Origin of the sequence: Bacillus cereus group sp. MYBK14-1 (genome assembly GCF_051916885.1) — a bacterium.
Lineage (GTDB): Bacteria > Bacillota > Bacilli > Bacillales > Bacillaceae_G > Bacillus_A > Bacillus_A cereus.
The window spans coordinates 337,632-355,184 of the sequence record NZ_JBQAHM010000004.1; the positions used below are offsets into that span (position 1 = coordinate 337,632).

A 17,553-nucleotide genomic window follows, 5' to 3' on the forward strand; every position below is an offset into this window, starting at 1 on the left:
AAGGGACGGATACTAATAAAGTGAAACTTTAATCAGCCCTCACTAATCGGGCTTTTACGGACAGCCCGCGCCCCACCTAACTTCTTTGATTCCGCTGAATTTTGAGGTGGGTCTTACTGCCCGGCAAATAGCGGGATAAAGACTAGATTAGGCATAAAAAATACGCCATCCCTTCTTATCAGTCTCCAGAAAGAATAACGCAAATTTTCATTTTTACTCATCACTTTTCGGACTATATGAAAACCCCGGATATTTCACAACAGGCCACTTCTCCTTACGCAGAGAATCCATTACTTGCGGGCCAACATGTATATTACTCTCCACTATTTCTTTAGGAGTCAGTGCCATCCATTGATTTAACGATACATCTTCAAAACGATTGCTTCTGAACATCTCTAAAAACCATAATGTTTCGGTACCTGTATTTTGAATATAATGCCCCGTCGCAAACGGTACATATCCGACATCGCCAGCTCTATAATCAAATGTACGAGCGGTACCATTTCCAAGAAACACAGTCATTCTCGCTTGCCCGGTAAGATAATATTGCCACTCATCATTATTCGGGTGCCAATGAAGCTCTCTCATTCCACCAGGCTCCACTTCAACGAGCGCCGCTGCGATTGTTTTTGAAATAGGAAAATTCGTAGAGTCGACAATTCGAACGCTCCCACCAGGAGTCTTAATCGGTTTTTGTTTTAAAAGTTCGTACTTGAACGTTAAAGGAACTTCTCCTTTCGGCGACTGAACTTCCTGACTCTCAAGCGAACCTGGTACCTCTCCCTGATAAATATACACTTGCTCTGAAGGAATGGAATGAAAAGCACTTTCCGGCACTCCGAAGTTAGCCGATAGCACTTCTTTCGGCGTATGCGCAAACCAATCAGAAATAGCTAAAGTAGATAAATCAGAAAAATGCCCATCATCGAAAACGAGCAAAAACTCACAATGTTCCAACCCTTGAATGGAATGCGGAATACCAGGAGGAAAATACCAAAGATCACCTGGTCCAACATCAGCAATAAAATTCCGTCCATTTTGATCTACAGCCGTTATGCGTGCCCGTCCTAAAAGCATATACGCCCATTCTGCTTCTTTATGCCAATGTAGTTCTCGTACTCCACCTGCCGTTAAACTCATATTTACTCCGGCAATCGTCGTCGAAACCGGTAGTTCCCGAGCAGTAATCTCCCGAGACCACCCGCCTTGTTTCAAAATCATAGAAGTGTCCGAGAATGAAAACTTCAAGTTAGGAACTAACCCTGCATCCGTTATAGGCGGAACAAGCATATTCGGATTTTGAATATCCCGCATAACATTACGAGGTCCAGAATCAATCGCACCTGCTCCGTCGCTGCGGATTGGTTGTGGCACATTCCTTCCTGCTTCATTAACAGTACGTTTCTTCATGATTACACTCCTTTTTCATCCGGTTATGAAGTAAAAATCCTCCATCATAGTGTATGAATTGGGCTTTAGATGGTTACAGTTACTATGGAGTTACATCATCTGCCTATCATTATTGTTTTGTTCATTTCTCAACTTATACTAGTATGCTTAGCGCTTAGGAAGACAAAAAAATAAACTAGAACTAACAAAAAACCCTGTAAAATTTATTACAGAGTTTTTCACCAATTATTTATTGTTTTACATATCGAATACGAACATTATCGTCCATTTGATAAATTTGTAATGTGTTTCCATAACTAATTCCTAACTCTTCACTTGCACCAACTGCACTTACAAATACCCCTTTAAATACTTTATTTTTAGTTAGTTTTACTACCGATACTCTTCGCTGCCTCTTCAAACAGTTTCGAACCTTCTTGTGCTTTACTTACTGATTGATGCATTTTACTTTCGTCTTCTTGGTCCAATGCATCAAAGAGAAGTTGAAAACAATCCGCATACAGTTCCATCGATTGCTTTATCTTCGCCTGTTCTCCCTGTAACTCAGGGGGCGCTTGTAAATTCTTCAGTTTCTTCGTTGTTGCCTTTGCTCCACCTAAACTTAGTTGTACTTCACTTTTCTTTTGTTTGTATGATTTTACGTCTGAATCTGCTATTCCTTCAATTAATTTCATTGTATCTTCAATTTGAGTAGCACTATTTATGATATCTGCCTTGTACCTTTCAACATCTGAACCAGTTACCTTACCAGGTGAAGAAGTTGAATTATTTGAAGAAGAACTTGGTTGACTACTTGATGAACTACTGTTTGTACCTTCACCTTTCGCTACAGATAAGCTATCTTCTTTCTTGTTATCAGTTGACTTACTCTCTTTTTCAGAAGTCTTATTCTCTTTCTCTACCTTTTGCGTCTCTTCTTTCTTTGTTTCAGCTTTCTTACCATCCGTTTCAATTGTAATACAACCACTCAATAACATAACTGGTAACGCTAAACTTACTAATTTCTTTGCTTTCATGATTACTAATACCCCTTTATTTGTAAAATGTAGTGCCAACAAGTTAATATACTTAATTAATAAATTTCCCCCGAATAATTTATTAAAATCTACTACCCATAGATTTCCTGTATATTCATAATCTTTCCATATATAACATTTTACAAAGAATTACATATTTGGTCAAAAGGATTTATGTAGTCCTTAAAAGAAAATTTTAATCACAAAGAAAAGAAGCTAACAATAAATTGTTAACTTCTCAGCTTAAGGAAAAATAGTATCTTTCCTTATCTTCTAATATCTAGGTTGTGATTGAATATTTGTAAGATGAACATCATACATATCAATGATTTCAAGAAATCTATCAGCTTCACGGAAAACATGGTCTGCTAATAATGGATGAATGATACTCTTTATTTTACATTGCTCAATTAAATCACGTGCTGTTTTCTTAAAATCCCGAAGAGATGCAACTGACACGCGATTTTGATCTAAAAATTGATCTAAAAGAGGAGCTGTTTGGGATTGTGGTTTCATAGATTCTAAGTCAATTGCTTGATACATCAATTCATCAAAATCATTGCTAAAATTTCGTGCTGTATCTACAAGCTTTCTTTCCGACGGATCAAGAAGATGGCCAATAAATTTAGCATGGTCTGCCATAATCCGTAAAAAGAAAACATTTTCTTTAATAATAGCATCAGGAAGGGCATCTAATTTACCTTCATTTAATTGTATTAAACGTTTTCTAAAATAATCAGCTTCCCTACTTGTATGGTCAACTAAAAGTGGAAAGTTATTTTGTCCTGGCAATTTACATGTGAGAATTAATCCTAAAATTTTTCGTTTAAATCCCCAAATATTAGTTGCGGCTTGTTGTACTTCTGCATTAAATCTTTTTATTTGCTCAGGATCTGTTTCATTTGTATAGGAATGCGCTATTTGTTCAATATGTTCAAACAACCGATAAAATTGATTCGCCTCTTCAATTAATTGAGTATCCTCACATCTAAATCCCAATCGAAGAAAAAAAGAATGCTCCTTCATGATTCTAGACCAAAAACGAATTTCATTTAATGAACGCTCAACAAACATTACAGACGTAACGCCTGTATCAGGATGTAATGAAGTTTCATCCCTATGCATTGTTAATCCCCCCCCAGTAAAATCCCCACTAGTTCCATTCTTATGAGGAAAAATATATATAAATGCCATCAATAAAAGTTTATGATGACTCTCTTATACATGTAAAATTAAACTAATATAACCTTAGCTTGATGAACATATACTGCTCCCCCAGAAGAAAAAAAGCTACCACCTAGATGTAAAATCCTACTAGGTGGTAGCCTTTCAAAATTTCTATTAAAGCAATACAGAATCCTTATCACTATCCTGATTACGTTTCTCGCGCTCTTCTTCTAAGCGCTTCATATATACTTCGCCTTCTTTTTCGATAAACTCATTATCCATATCTTGCTCTTTTTTCGAAGTATATAAAACCATGTAGCCACTTAGTACAATCCCGACAATCACAAGATACACCCACCATGGTAAAGTTTCCAAATCACTTCATTCCTTTCCTTAGACAAGCCTTATTAGTTTCACTTTATGAGGAAAGAATTGGATTTATGCTTAAAATTTTTATTGTGGATGCTTCGCGAAAAATGCTTGTACATATTCCATAAACTCAATTGGTTCCTGACGAAACGGTGCGTGGTATCCTTTTTCAATAATATGAAACGTACTATTCGCAAATAGCCCATGATACAGTTCACCATTTTTCCAAGAAACACTTTTATCATGTCGTCCCCATATAATTAAAGTCGGTACCTTAATTTTATCAGCTTCCATCGCAATGCGGCGCTCTCTCATTTTCGTAAGCTGATCATAATGCTCTTTATCATCACGACTATTTTTCACTTCATTTTTATTATACTTCGTAATCTCAGTTACAGTTTGTAAGTCCGTCGATAGCGGTGGTACTTCATAACTTTCTTTTTGCTGGAAAGACTCTATCCCTGTAGCATCCGCCAAGATGAGATGCGTCACTGCGTCTGGATATAAATACGCTAAATTGAGGGACATCTCTCCGCCCATTGAATGGCCGAGCACTGCAAACTGATCGTATCCGAGCTTCTTCATTAACTTATAATATAAATTCACTTGCGCAGGAAACGAATACTGAAAATCAACTGGCTTAGAAGAACGCCCAAACCCTAAAATATCAACCGCAATAATCGTATGGTCTCGCGCTAGTTCCGGATAAATATCACTAAACCCATCAGAAGAACCACCAAACCCATGCAACATAAGTAAAGGAGGTTTCCCCTCACCAATTTGTTTAAAATAAATCGTCTGTCCATCAATTTGCGCCATACTCTCTTTCGTATTCAGCTTCATCATAACAGTATCTTTCACTTCGCCAACCTTCGCAATCGGCTTCTCAACGAAGTTACATACGATAAGCAAAATAAGCACAATACCGCTAATCAAATAAAACTTAAACCGTTTCAACATTCCCGTCTCCTTTCTCTTGTTGCTATTTAAAAGTTTTTACATTTTTTGGTTATTTTATGTTCTCTTTTTAATTGTAACTAATACAGTTACAATTAAACTAAAAAAATATAACTCATTTCTGTCACTAATGGTTATTTTGTAACTATTATAGTTACATATTTAAAGTAAGTCAATTCTTTTCTCTACATGGCCTGAAAATAGAAAAAGGGACTTCATGTTGAAGTCCCTTTCTTTGTTATTATAGTTGGCTTACTCCGCCGTCGCCTTTATTATCTGCTGGTGCTCCGCCTGTGTCGCCAATGTTAATGTAGTCTGGTCTTGCTGGTGCTCCTCCGTCACCGATATTAACTGCTTGCTGTGTAGTAGAAGAAAAATTAAATCCCAATGAAAGAATCCCTACAAAAATTAATCCTTTTGCTATTACGCCTACTTTTTTCATTATTTCAACGCCCCTTTTTCTAAATGTTTTTTCTGTGCTTGATTATTTATATAAAAATATTTACTTGCCTTTACATGGTTTTCTTCTTTATAAAATTGCATAGCTAAAATCTCAGTATATTCTTGAATACAATCCAACAAACCTTCTTTCTCAAAATATAAAATCCCATTTAAAATAGTGGATTCTAATAATACACTAGACGTCTTTTGATTCATTTCCTTTAAAATTACAAAACGGTGCTGAAATTCTTTATTTTGTATCTTATTACATATATCTAATCCTTTTTCAATTAATTCAGCGGCAGCATCGATTTTTCCAATTTTGTAATATTCACGTGCTAATACAAACATTGCTTTGAAATGTTTGGGATTACTTTTTATTACTTCTACTAAATGTCGAATTGCTAAACTCGAAAGGTTTTGACTTGCATATAACCATGCTAAATTATGACGAACCATTGTAATAAATCTTTCATTATCTATCTTTTGAAATACATCTAATGCCAAATTCAACTTCTCTTCGGCTTGTTCATATTGCTTTAAATCAATACAAGCCATTGCAAAAATATTCTCACACAAAGCAATACAAACTTCATAGCCAGGATGTTTTTCATATTCATCTTTTGCTAAACGTATTTGATCAATCGCCATCAATGGTTTATACGTTTGATAAGACAAATATGCAAATCTATAATTGAATTCAGCATGTTCCAACGAAGACGTTATATATTTAAGTAATTTCCCAGCCTCTTCAAAGTGATTTTGTGACTCAATGTAATTTGATATATACATTGCATGAATACCTTTAAATAAGTGATAATAATGTGTTAAAAGTGCGTCATCAGGAATTATAAAGGTATTAATTTCATCAAAACTATTCTCTGTAATACTCAAACTATCAATTAGCACATGATAACGGAATTTTAATAATGCGTGATAAAATACCGCATACTGATCTTCTTTAATATAAATAACCTTGGACTCTATTTCCTCATTTAGTACTTTCGCTTTAACCACATCTTGTTTTAACATTGAATGATACCAATCATCCAATAAGTGTCTTATTTGCTCCCGCGTTACTACATCTGCTCCCATACACTCCGCATCCCCTTTTCTCCAAAATTAGTATTTTTATACAATTATCAAAATTGTATATTACCACTCCTTTTCTATGCATTGAAAAATAATTATCAGAAAATTTAATATTTTAATTAATTATACCAAAGTTTTCCTTTTTAATAACTTGAGAAACAATTGTCAGAAAACTTACTAGAATAAATAAAAAAGCAAGCAGTTCCAGCACTCCGCTAAAACTACTTGCTCTATTTTTACTCTTTAATAAATTCCTTCGTGCTTCTTACTGTATCAATTGGACGAACTAATTTTTCGATTTCTTCACGTTTTGGCTCTAGGAATGGAGGTAAAGATAATTTTTCGCCAAGTGTTTCGTATGGCTCATCTCCCATAAATCCTGGGCCATCTGTTGCAAATTCAAATAAAATTTGTGGTGCAACTCTTGCATATAATGATTCAAAGAAATGACGGTCTACGTAACCAGATGAAGGAAGACCAACACTACTGATTCTCTCGATCCATTCTTCTAATACAGCGCGATTTTCTACGCGGAATGCAGCATGGTGAACCGTACCAAAACCTTGTCGTGCTTCTGGAAGAACCGTATTATGTTCTACGATGACAGAAGCACCGTTTCCGCCTTTGTTCACTTCAAATAAATAGAATTCTCCTTCTTGCGCAACCTCTTTAAATAATAAAACTTTTTCTAACACTTCTTTGAAGAAACTAAAGTTTGCAATACGGATGAATACAGGGCCTAAACCAGTAATTGCGTATTCTAATGGAACTGGTCCGTTTTGCCATGGTTTACCTGATTCTATACCGTTATCAAGTTCATCTGAGATTAATTGATAGTGTTGGTCATCAAAGTCAACGAAAGAAAGAGTTTTCTTGCCAAATTGCTCTTTAATTCCTGTATGTTCTACTTCAAGACGGTCAAAACGTTTCACCCAATACTCTAATGCTGCATCAGTCGGAACGCGGAATGAAGTTTTTGAAATTTCATTCGTACCGTGTACTCCTTTTGGAATACCTGGGAAGTCAAAGAATGTCATATCTGTTCCTGCACTACCTTTATCATCTGCAAAGAATAAATGATACGTTTGAATGTCATCTTGGTTTACTGTTTTCTTAACTAAACGCATTCCCAAAACGTGAGTGAAGAACTCATAGTTTTTTTCTGCACTACTTGTAATCGCTGTAACGTGGTGAATTCCTTTTAATTGGTTCATTTTATATTCCTCCAATGGGGTTTCATTTATATGTTAAAGTTGTATATTTTCTTCTATTACTTCTCTTCAATCGGTGCTAAATTCGCTTCAATTTCTGCACGCTGATCTTCTAGGAATGGTGGTAAATCAAGTTTTTCTCCTAAATGTTCCACATCTCCATCAACTGTAAATCCTGGGCCATCTGTTGCAATTTCAAATAGGATTCCGTTTGATTCGCGGAAATATAAGCTTTTAAAATAAAAACGGTCGATGATTCCTGAGGACTGGAAGCCTCTTTGTATCACCTGTTCTTCCCAATAAGCAAGCTCTGCATCGTTTTTCACGCGAATTGCTAAATGGTGAATGCTGCCTCGGCCCGGCTTTTCAGTAGGACCATCTAAATATTTCACAACGATTTCTCCAAAAGCCTCTCCTTTAATGGACTGGAAAATTGCTTCTTGATCATTTCGGCTAACCTCTGTATAACCGAATATCTCTGTAAGTGTACTCGCCATTTTATCAAGTCTACGCACTGTCAGTTCTACAGAACCCATTCCTTGAATTTGATGCTTTGCAGGAACTTCTGATTTCTCCCAAGTTTCCCAGTGCTCCACTTTTTCCCCGTTTGAAACGAGTAGTACTAAGCGAAGACCTTCAGCATCCTCAAATTGCAAAGCAGGACGATTTGCATATGTTGTCATTTCACTATGTTTCACATCAAATTTTTCAAAGCGTTCTTTCCAGTAATGCAAGCTATCCTCTGAAGGAACAAGTAATCCAATTCGAGTAATCGCATTCGTACCGCGATATGTTCTTCCTACTAATGGAATTTCAAAAAATGATAATTCCGTACCTGGACTTCCTGTTTTATCTCCATAAAATAAGTGGTACATTGACGGATCATCTTGGTTTACTGTCATTTTCACACGACGTAAGCCAAGCACGTTTTTATAAAAGTGATTATTTTCATTTGCATTTTTCGTAACCATTGAAATGTGATGATGCCCTTTAATTTCATACATTGGTTATTCCTCCGTTTCGTTTTACTAGTCAAGTGACAACTAAAAAAATAACATTTCCCACAACTAATATGGTTTTTAGCTTTTCAATTTATTCTTAATTATGTTTTTGTAAATTCATCTTAGTTTTTACTGTATAAGTTACTTTGTTTTTAATCGAAAACAACTGAGTGTATGTTTTTCATATGACTCAATCGCTTTCGTTACTATCACTTTACACCTCAAGTGATTAAAATGCAAGTGATTTATCTCAAATTCGAGATATTTTTTGTATCATATTATTTACTTCCTATAAAAACAGCCTCACTAAGCATATTAAAACTTAATGAGGCCATTTTATTCACACTTTTAATTATGGAACGACGGCTTATAGAACGAACGATTATCAAGAGCGAAGACACGCTCTGTATATTCGCCTGGTTTTGTGCGTCCTAATGCGCGGTCCATCATGTTCATTTTTGCATCTAAGTTATCGATGTAATGCAGAATTTCTGCTTCTTTTACTAATGGTGGTTTTGGACTACCCCATTCTGCTTTTCCGTGGTGAGAAAGGACGATGTGTTGAAGAATTAATACTTCTTCTGCATCGATTTGCAATTCGTCTGCCGCTTTACCAATTTCGTTCACCATAATCGAAATATGGCCTAGTAAGTTTCCTTCTAACGTATACGTTGTAGAAATTGGGCCAGATAATTCAATTACTTTACCAAGGTCATGTAAAATAACGCCTGCATATAGTAAGTCTTTATCTAATGATGGGTATAGATTTGAGATAGCTTTCGCTAAATCAAGCATTGATACGACGTGATAAGCTAGTCCAGATACGAACTCGTGATGGTTCTTTGTCGCTGCTGGATAGTCTAAAAATTCATTTTGATGCTTATTTAATAAATGTCTTGTTAGACGCTGAATGTTCGGGTTTCTCATTTCAAATATGTATTGCGTAATTTTCTCAACCATATCTTCTTTTTTCACTGGTGCTTTTTCTACGAAGTCTGAGATGTCTGTTACTTCATTTTCATTCGCAACACGGATTTGTTTCACACGTAATTGAATACGTCCTTTGTAGTTTAAAATATCTCCAGCTACTTTCACGATTGTTTCCGCTACATATTGTTTCTCAACTTCTGGTGATACGTCCCATAACTTCGCTTCAATATCTCCACTTGGATCTTGTAAGATTACTGTTAAAAATGGCTTTCCATTGCTTGCGATACCTTTTGTCGCTGTTTTAATTAACAAGAAAATATCGACTTGTTCACCAACTTCATACTCTGCAATTTTCTTTTTCATTCGAATTCCTCCACCAAATCAGTTACTTTTAGTATAGCACACTACAACTCATTTTCTTTACGCATATGTGTTAATTTTATAATCTGTTTTTCTGTAAAATAGGCGAGTAAATGCGCATGACATGTAAAGAATATGACTTGTCTATCCTTTGCAATTTCCTTTATAAGTTCAATCGTTCGATTCGTCCTTACCGCGTCAAAGTGCACGAAACTATCATCAATAATAAATGGATAATCATGCTCAAATGTTTTTGCTAGTGCAAATCTCAGCGATAAATATAACTGCTCCGCTGTCGCTTGGCTTAGTTCATGACTGTAAAAACGCATACCATCGTTACGCTCTACAATAAACGGCTCTGACTCTGACGGTGAAAAGATTTTACTATATCGTCCGCCTGTTAAATAGACGAAATACTCTTCTGACTTTTGTAAAATACGAGGAAGATGTACTTCATGATAATATTGCTTCGTTTTCGTTAACACCGTTTTTGCGGCCGCATAAGCAGCCCACTTCTTCACTTGTTCACGCACTTGCGCTTTTTTCATTTCCCATTCATGCATTAAATCGCCGTACGTACTACCTTCTTCTAAATTCGCAATTTCCATACGATGTTTCGCAATACGCTCTGTCAGTTCTTTCTCTTGTGCCAGACAGTTTTGCACGACTGTCAGTTCTTGCTTTAATTTTCCGTCATAACCGTCAGCTTCGTAATGTTCAGCTAATGATAAACTCGTTAAACGCTGTTCTAACAGATCAATTTGCGGTAATAAACGCCCCACTTGTTTCTCTGCATCTTCACGTTTTTCCGCTAGTTTACCCGCTTCTAAAAACATCTCTTCATCTGTAGACGCTGCAATATGCCATAAACCATCTCGTTCTATTAGTAATTGCTTTAATTGTTCTTGCATAAACTCATATTCTTCTTGCCATTCCGCCAGTTTTTCTTTTAACTGCTTACAAGTTTGGCGCTTCTCTTTCTCATTTTGCATACGGCTTTGTGCCTCGTGTAGCTTACTATACTCCGCACTACCGATAACAGTTTCTAGTTTATGTTCAAATTGCGAAATCATTTCATATAATGAAGATTTTCGCGTGCCTTGTTTCTCTAATTCACGATATAATTGCTGCATTTTTTCCATACGCTCAAACGCCGGCAATATGTGTGCATACGTATAAAATTCAGGAAACATATAGCGCGCTTTATATGCATCGACTTGTTCTCCCGCCTGGAACGTTTCTCTCTCCCATTCCTCATACGATGAAACGACTTTATCATACGCTCGTTCCAACTGCTGTAACTTATAAGACTCGCGCTCAAATAATTTACGTATCTCTTCATCTTTTTCTAACTGATAGCGAACAGACATCGCTTCTTCACTTTGTCTCCCGCCGGCACTTTGCTGAAGTGTAAGGAGCTCTTCTTGTAATCCATTTGATGGATCTTTATATAAAACAAGGGCGAGAACAATCCCTACAAAAACAATGACACTAATAAATAAGAGCGCTCGGTTATCTATAAATAAGCTTGTGAATAAAACGCCTGTGTTAATAAGAAGTAACAGAAGACAAACCCTTTGCCACTGCTTTTTCTTTTGCTTAGCTACTCCTGCTTTTTCCTCATACTTGCGCTTCATTCTCTCTGCGCCCATACCGATAAACGCCGCATCTTGGAACGCTTTCTCTTTCTCAACTAACACATTTCTCTCTTCATCCACTAACATTTGTTTCTTAATCTGTCTTATATTTTCTTCTTGTTCTTCTAATTGCTCTTGCGCTACTTTAAAACGATCATCGAGCTGTGCTTTTTGCGTTTCTAATTCGCGCGCCTTTTGCACTGTTTGCGTAATTAACTCTTTCGTTGCCAAACTCATATCAAATGAAAGAACTGTTTCCTTTTCAAAAGTAGTACCAATTTGCTGTTCTAGTTCTGCGATTTCTTCTTTTATATTCGTAATATTCCCGCTCATATCACGCATTTCTTGGCGTGCATTTTCGTAAGACATATGCTGCATACGAAGTTCTTCTACATAACTTTCTTTTTGTAAAAACTCTTCATCTATTTGAATCGAGGCAATTTCCGATTGCACTGTCTCAATTTTCTTGTGGAGCGAATCAACTTGTAATTCAAGCGGCTCCATCTTCGCCTTCATTGCTTCATAACGCGCCATTCCGTTTACAGGAAACTGCCCGCTCTCGTTCTCTAACACTTTCTCATGCACACGTTTTTCAATAACGAGTGGCTCAAGCGCTGCTAATATTTCATAATCTTGCTTTCTTTTTTCTGCACTCTCTTTCTCCACGCGAACAGAAGCAAGCTTCTCTTCACTTTCTTTTAACTGCTCTACTTGTTTTTCATACGTCCCAATTTTTCCTTGCCACTCTTTCATCTTCTCTTCAAGTTTCTTCATCTCTTGCAATGACACGTTAATTTCTGGTTTACGCCCGCTCGGCTTAAAGCGCTGATCCATTTCTTTTTCTAGCTTTTTATCTAACTGCAATAGCGCATCACTTCCGACTGCACTTGCCGAAAATAAATAATTGCCAATATCCGCTTCGCCTAGCTGATGAATATTTTGAAGACCATGCATATCAAATGAAAAGACAGATTCAAATAAACTTTCATTCATCCCGCTTAATATATCGTTTAAAATTTCTTCTCCGCCCGTTTTCCCGTCTTCAAAATAAACGGTCACCTCGCCAGCTGCCGTCTTTGGCAATCGCTCAATTTTCAAACGACCGTACTGCTCTGTTTGCACAGTCATCGCGCCGCCATACTTCCCGCCTTCTTTCGGCTCATAACGGCGCTGTCCTCTCGTCGGAAAACCGAACAAAATACTTTTCATAAATGAGCGAATTGTCGATTTCCCCGCTTCATTTTCACCGTATAACACCGTCAGCAAGGAAAGATCCATTTCCACATTTTCTAATTTTCCGTACCCATAAATATGGAGTTTTTCAATTCTCATTTTTTATCCCTCTCTTGCTGGAATAATTGCTCTAAAATAATATTTTCTGCTTCCTTTTGAATCTCTTTCTTCTCTTCTTCTGTAAAAGATTCAATACTATTACGCGCTACAGGAGATGTCCAAATAGTGCGCAATACTCCGTCCATATTGCTGAAAGCTTCTAACTCCTTTAGCACACTACCTATGAAATGATTTTCCGCTTTCAAACGTTCGATTTCCGCAAAAGAAACCGTCTCATTTTTCCACTTCATCGCATATACAAAATCTTTTCGCTCTTCGCTAGATGCTAAAATGTGAAAAATCTCTTCCACGCGCTTTTCGTCACGCAAATAAGGGGAAAGTGAGCCTTGTCCTGTGAATACGACAGTTAATAGCGTACCTTCCTCTTCTCTTCGGCATTCATTCATCGCAGTAGATAGGCTCGTCATAAGTTCATCAACAGTTTCAAGTCTATCAATACAAACTTCGATTTCATCCCATACAACATCTGCCGTATGGAAAAATGAACACTGCGTTCCTTGTTTCGTAAGTTCAATAAGGTACGCACCCTTCTCGCCTGTTTCCTTACGATGACGACCTTGTATGTTCCCTGGATAAATAATGCATGGTTCTTCTGATAAAATTTCACGTTTATGTATATGGCCAAGAGCCCAATAATCAAACTGTTTTTCTTTCAACTCACGAATTTGAAACGGTGCATAGCGATTATGCTCTGCATCTCCTTCCACACTTCCGTGAAGCATGCCAATATGAAAAGGCGCATCACTCATTTTCGTATACTGCGCTGTCATATTATCTGTTACCGCTTGCTGCAAATAACTAAAACCATAAATAGAAGCTAATAGCTCACCATTTTTATAAAATGATTTCTCTTCTACATAAGGCTCAGTAAATACATGAACATTTTCCGGAAACTCAATTGCTGCCCAGCTTCCTCCTAAATGATCATGGTTACCGTGAATAATAAAAACAGGGATATCGTACTGCGAAAGTCTCTTCATTTGCTCACGCACAAACACTTGCGCCCTCAAACTTCTCGTCTCCGCATCATACAAATCCCCAGCTAGTAATACGAAATCAACGCGCTCTTGAATTGCTTTATCAACAATACGCTCAAATGATTCAAACGTACTTTGCTTCATTCTCTCCCAAACAGACTGCGCAACATTCATCTCCATCCCTTTAAACGGACTATCCAAATGCAAATCAGCCGCATGTATAAACTTTACTTGTTTCACAAATAACGATCCTTTCTATCTTTCAAAAGTTTCATTTTATTAAAATTAAAATCGCTGAAAACTAATACTCATCGAGAATAAAAATATTCTCGATGAGTAAAGTTTCATTCTATTTTACCACGCAATGTCATATATTTCTTTGCATATTGTAGCGTTTTATGTCAAAATAATTATAAGATTCTGATTTTAATTATTGGAGGGAATTTTCATGGGAGTATACGTTCTAACAGTCTTTGAAAAAGATGGTTCAAAAGCATTAGACGAATCATTTGAGGCGGCAACTGAAAAAGAAGCAAAAGCAAAAGGTGAATCTATCTTACAAGAAAAAGGGTTGTATGAAAAAACACATCGCTGTACATCTACTGCAGGTAAGCTCGTTTTATTCCAGCGCTAAAAAAAAGAAGCGTCATCCGCTTCTTTTTCACTCTACTATATCTTCGTCACACCACGTAAACACCACATCTAGAATGCGATTACCGATACGTACGCGTTTATTCCATTTTCCTGTTTGGATCTGATGTTGCAATTCAGCTTTCATCTTTTCCGTCCAGTCGTGAATCGTTTCACTGCCGTCGTACGGATATACGCTCGGAAACTCTTTCTGCAGTAGATGCAAGCTCTCTGCATCAAAATGAAAATGGAAGAAGTAGTTTGCTGTAAGCGATGGTTCTTGCAATCGTAAAAAATGATCATCAATTTGCTTTCTATTTCGATAGAAAGTAAAGATATTCACTTTACCGCTAGTAATTTGGTCAATTTGAATTTCGTGCTTCTCTATAATCACGTCTTGTCCACCTCGTTGTATACTATCTTTAGTATATATGTCTTTTGCAACAAAGTTAACCATTTTCGCGCGAAATTCATTTCCTTCATTATAATTCCTGTACCTCCATATGCAATCAGGATAAATAAAAACAAAGTTGAAGGGGAGCGATCACATGTATTTCGGAAGCAAAGGTTGGTATGTAAAAGAACTTAAAAAATTAGGTATCCGTACTTATGAAGGTAAAAAACTAGAATCTTATCGTACGCATGTGTTGTCTAGTTTACTTGAGAGAATGAAGAGAGCTTCGGCTTAATAGAATAGCAAGAAGTAAACCTGAATATTGGTAAATGATAAAAAACACCTCCTAAATTCGCATACTAAGTATGCAAATTAAATGGAGGTGTTTTTATTAGTCTCACTTTTTCAGGGGCGCTTCAGTTTTCATAAAATATTTTTTGTTTCCGCTGAAACGGATACGTTTTAATCTCAGCTGTATCTAAATCTTCATTGAATAAATGAATGGCTATAATTTGTCTACAATCGTAAGTATGGTAATAATATGTTCCAGACTCCATACACATTGCACTTGTATAGATCGTATTATCTAATATACCGTCTTCTGTTATTACTGCCCCCTTAGGAACCTCACAATTCGATAAAATATGAAAAATAGCCGATATACCCTCTTCTTCGTTCTCTATACCTTGAATGTTTTGTTTGCCATACGCTGCCCGTACAAATCTTGATGGCGGTGTGAAATCTCCAGGAAGTCCCATCGATCCTGAACCTTGGCCAAAAGCACTTAATGGTACATCGCCCCACTCCGTTGGCGCAAATGGCTGCGATTTAAGACCAATATATTGTCTTAAATTTTGTAAATGCCAACTAAACTCCGGACTATTAGTCATCACTCCTATTGGATTGTCATACACTTTTATTCCATCAGCTGTCGGCTCAAGTACAATACATTCTCCCGATTTATCTGCTAAAATCCAATGTAGCGGTGGAGTAACCCCTAAAATTGGTAATGGCACATCTATAAAGGCAATGCTATCAATAGATTTTCTTAATTCTTCAACAGAATTGAACTGCGTGAGGCTCCAAGTCACAAAATCAAATGGTGCTACATTCGTTTTATTGCTATCTACATGACTACTATAAGTAGCGAATCCTGGGAAATAGAGAGTTGCACATGTCATACCAGCTTCATTTACTCCATCTGCCATCATGACCCTTCCTCCAAAATTAATTCCCATTCCGACAACAGCCTTTTTCGTTCGGATTGTTTCACCAGTTATATTGTTCCACTGATAACGCCGAGGAATGATTATTACTTCCTGATTCATATCTAATGTGAAATCCATTGTTCTCGCAAAAAGATGTTGGAAATTTTTAGTTTGTAACGTCAAACTAGTACACATGAAGAAATCTCCCCCATTTCATAGTTATATACACATTTTATAAAATTCTGATAAATACGTAAATTAAAATCTATTTTACTTACCATTGTACAAACCCTATTTATCATTAACAAAATAACCAACCAAACCAAAAATGCTATAATAAACTCAATCAAACTAAGGGGGAACATCTATCTTGCGTGGAAAACACATTCAATTTCATAAGTTTGGCAATCCAAAAGACGTATTACAAGTTGAATATAAAAATATAGAACCACTGAAAGATAATGAAGTTTTCGTCCGTATGCTAGTTAGACCGATTAATCCATCTGACTTAATTCCAATAACCGGAGCGTACGCTCATAGAATTCCGTTACCTAACATACCTGGTTATGAAGGTGTTGGTATTGTAGAAGATGTAGGAGCTTTTGTTTCTAGAGAGCTTATCGGTAAACGTGTGTTACCGTTACGCGGGGAAGGTACTTGGCAAGAATATGTGAAAACATCAGCTGACTTTGTAGTTCCTATTCCTGATTCCATCGATGATTTCACAGCGGCACAAATGTATATTAATCCTCTTACGGCGTGGGTTACATGTACAGAAACGCTAAACTTACAACGTAATGATGTTTTATTAGTGAATGCTTGTGGATCCGCAATTGGTCATCTTTTTGCGCAGTTATCACAAATTTTAAACTTCCGATTAATTGCTGTTACAAGAAATAATAAGCATACAGAAGAGTTACTGCGCCTTGGTGCTACATATGTAATTGATACTTCCACTGCCCCGCTTTATGAAACCGTTATGACATTAACAAACGGGATCGGCGCGGATGCTGCGATTGATTCTATCGGGGGGCCGGATGGAAATGAATTAGCTTTCTCCTTACGTCCAAACGGACACTTTTTAACGATCGGTCTTCTATCAGGCATACAAGTTAACTGGGCAGAGATTGTCACGAAAGCAAAAGTGCACGCGAACATATTTCATTTACGACATTGGAATAAAGAAGTGTCACCATATAAATGGCAAGAGACGTTTCGTCATTTAATTCACTTAGTAGAAAATAAGCAATTACGTTTTATGAAAGTACATTCTACATATGACTTAGCGGATGTGAAAACGGCGGTTGATGTTGTGCAATCTGCGGAGAAAACGAAAGGGAAAGTTTTTTTAACGAATTATTAAATTGAGTACATTCAACTATCAATCCATTTAGTAGCAT

General features: G+C 36.7%; 18 protein-coding genes. 3 read left to right on the forward strand and 15 right to left on the reverse strand.

Annotation, left to right across the window (positions count from 1 at the left end):
* Window positions 1-213: 213 nt before the first annotated feature.
* The 13 genes from ACTFR3_RS14625 to ACTFR3_RS14685 form a co-directional block, all read right to left on the reverse strand.
* On the reverse strand, window positions 214-1,410 hold the full coding sequence (locus tag ACTFR3_RS14625; protein ID WP_440044507.1) for an oxalate decarboxylase family bicupin: 1,197 nt from the start codon (window positions 1,408-1,410) through the stop codon (window positions 214-216).
* A gap of 229 nt (window positions 1,411-1,639) precedes the next feature.
* Complete coding sequence (locus tag ACTFR3_RS14630) at window positions 1,640-1,810, reverse strand: hypothetical protein (protein WP_002182520.1); 171 nt, start codon at window positions 1,808-1,810, stop codon at window positions 1,640-1,642.
* Complete coding sequence (locus ACTFR3_RS14635; protein ID WP_440044508.1) at window positions 1,770-2,426, reverse strand: DUF7018 domain-containing (lipo)protein; 657 nt, start codon at window positions 2,424-2,426, stop codon at window positions 1,770-1,772. The genes ACTFR3_RS14630 and ACTFR3_RS14635 overlap by 41 nt, the downstream gene beginning before the upstream one ends.
* Window positions 2,427-2,699: 273 nt before the next feature.
* A complete protein-coding gene (locus ACTFR3_RS14640; protein ID WP_000554479.1) occupies window positions 2,700-3,551 on the reverse strand; it encodes a DUF2935 domain-containing protein in 852 nt (283 codons plus the stop codon).
* 216 nt (window positions 3,552-3,767) lie between these two features.
* Window positions 3,768-3,968, reverse strand: coding sequence for a sporulation YhaL family protein (locus ACTFR3_RS14645; protein WP_000449223.1), 201 nt, complete (start codon window positions 3,966-3,968; stop codon window positions 3,768-3,770).
* Between the two features lie 78 nt (window positions 3,969-4,046).
* The gene (locus ACTFR3_RS14650; protein ID WP_440044509.1) at window positions 4,047-4,922 is read right to left on the reverse strand and encodes an alpha/beta fold hydrolase; all 876 of its coding nucleotides are present in this window, start codon (window positions 4,920-4,922) and stop codon (window positions 4,047-4,049) included.
* A gap of 238 nt (window positions 4,923-5,160) precedes the next feature.
* Complete coding sequence (locus ACTFR3_RS14655; RefSeq protein WP_224200918.1) at window positions 5,161-5,361, reverse strand: Phr family secreted Rap phosphatase inhibitor; 201 nt, start codon at window positions 5,359-5,361, stop codon at window positions 5,161-5,163.
* Window positions 5,361-6,455 carry a hypothetical protein gene (locus ACTFR3_RS14660; RefSeq protein ID WP_224200919.1) on the reverse strand — a complete coding sequence of 365 codons (1,095 nt, stop codon included), beginning with the start codon at window positions 6,453-6,455 and terminating at the stop codon, window positions 5,361-5,363. Before ACTFR3_RS14660 ends, ACTFR3_RS14655 begins: the two co-directional genes overlap by 1 nt.
* Window positions 6,456-6,688: 233 nt before the next feature.
* Window positions 6,689-7,666 (reverse strand): ring-cleaving dioxygenase, encoded by a 978-nt coding sequence (locus ACTFR3_RS14665; protein WP_001072557.1) that lies wholly within the window; start codon window positions 7,664-7,666, stop codon window positions 6,689-6,691.
* Window positions 7,667-7,722: 56 nt separating this feature from the next.
* The gene (locus ACTFR3_RS14670) at window positions 7,723-8,667 is read right to left on the reverse strand and encodes a ring-cleaving dioxygenase (RefSeq protein ID WP_049107794.1); all 945 of its coding nucleotides are present in this window, start codon (window positions 8,665-8,667) and stop codon (window positions 7,723-7,725) included.
* 345 nt (window positions 8,668-9,012) lie between these two features.
* On the reverse strand, window positions 9,013-9,957 hold the full coding sequence (gene yhaM / locus ACTFR3_RS14675; protein ID WP_000726638.1) for a 3'-5' exoribonuclease YhaM: 945 nt from the start codon (window positions 9,955-9,957) through the stop codon (window positions 9,013-9,015).
* A 41-nt stretch (window positions 9,958-9,998) separates the two neighbouring features.
* Complete coding sequence (locus ACTFR3_RS14680) at window positions 9,999-12,923, reverse strand: AAA family ATPase (protein WP_440044510.1); 2,925 nt, start codon at window positions 12,921-12,923, stop codon at window positions 9,999-10,001.
* Complete coding sequence (locus ACTFR3_RS14685) at window positions 12,920-14,161, reverse strand: metallophosphoesterase family protein (protein WP_000815696.1); 1,242 nt, start codon at window positions 14,159-14,161, stop codon at window positions 12,920-12,922. The genes ACTFR3_RS14680 and ACTFR3_RS14685 overlap by 4 nt, the downstream gene beginning before the upstream one ends.
* 208 nt (window positions 14,162-14,369) lie before the next feature.
* Here ACTFR3_RS14685 and ACTFR3_RS14690 point away from each other — a divergent pair, with 208 nt between their 5' ends.
* Entirely contained in the window at window positions 14,370-14,555 is a 186-nt protein-coding gene (locus tag ACTFR3_RS14690) for a YhzD family protein (protein WP_000539552.1), read from the forward strand.
* 27 nt (window positions 14,556-14,582) lie between these two features.
* On the opposite strand, the gene ACTFR3_RS14695 is transcribed toward ACTFR3_RS14690, so the two are convergent.
* Window positions 14,583-14,945 carry a hypothetical protein gene (locus tag ACTFR3_RS14695; protein ID WP_000582785.1) on the reverse strand — a complete coding sequence of 121 codons (363 nt, stop codon included), beginning with the start codon at window positions 14,943-14,945 and terminating at the stop codon, window positions 14,583-14,585.
* Window positions 14,946-15,099: 154 nt separating this feature from the next.
* On the opposite strand from ACTFR3_RS14695, the gene ACTFR3_RS14700 reads away from it, so the two are divergent.
* Window positions 15,100-15,240 carry a YflJ family protein gene (locus ACTFR3_RS14700; protein WP_000273537.1) on the forward strand — a complete coding sequence of 47 codons (141 nt, stop codon included), beginning with the start codon at window positions 15,100-15,102 and terminating at the stop codon, window positions 15,238-15,240.
* 121 nt (window positions 15,241-15,361) lie between these two features.
* Here ACTFR3_RS14700 and bsh read toward each other — a convergent pair whose 3' ends face one another.
* Window positions 15,362-16,348, reverse strand: a complete 987-nt coding sequence (gene bsh / locus ACTFR3_RS14705) for a choloylglycine hydrolase (protein ID WP_000337598.1) — start codon at window positions 16,346-16,348, stop codon at window positions 15,362-15,364.
* Window positions 16,349-16,523: 175 nt separating this feature from the next.
* Here bsh and ACTFR3_RS14710 point away from each other — a divergent pair, with 175 nt between their 5' ends.
* The gene (locus ACTFR3_RS14710; protein WP_061456888.1) at window positions 16,524-17,516 is read left to right on the forward strand and encodes a zinc-dependent alcohol dehydrogenase family protein; all 993 of its coding nucleotides are present in this window, start codon (window positions 16,524-16,526) and stop codon (window positions 17,514-17,516) included.
* Window positions 17,517-17,553 lie beyond the last annotated feature (37 nt).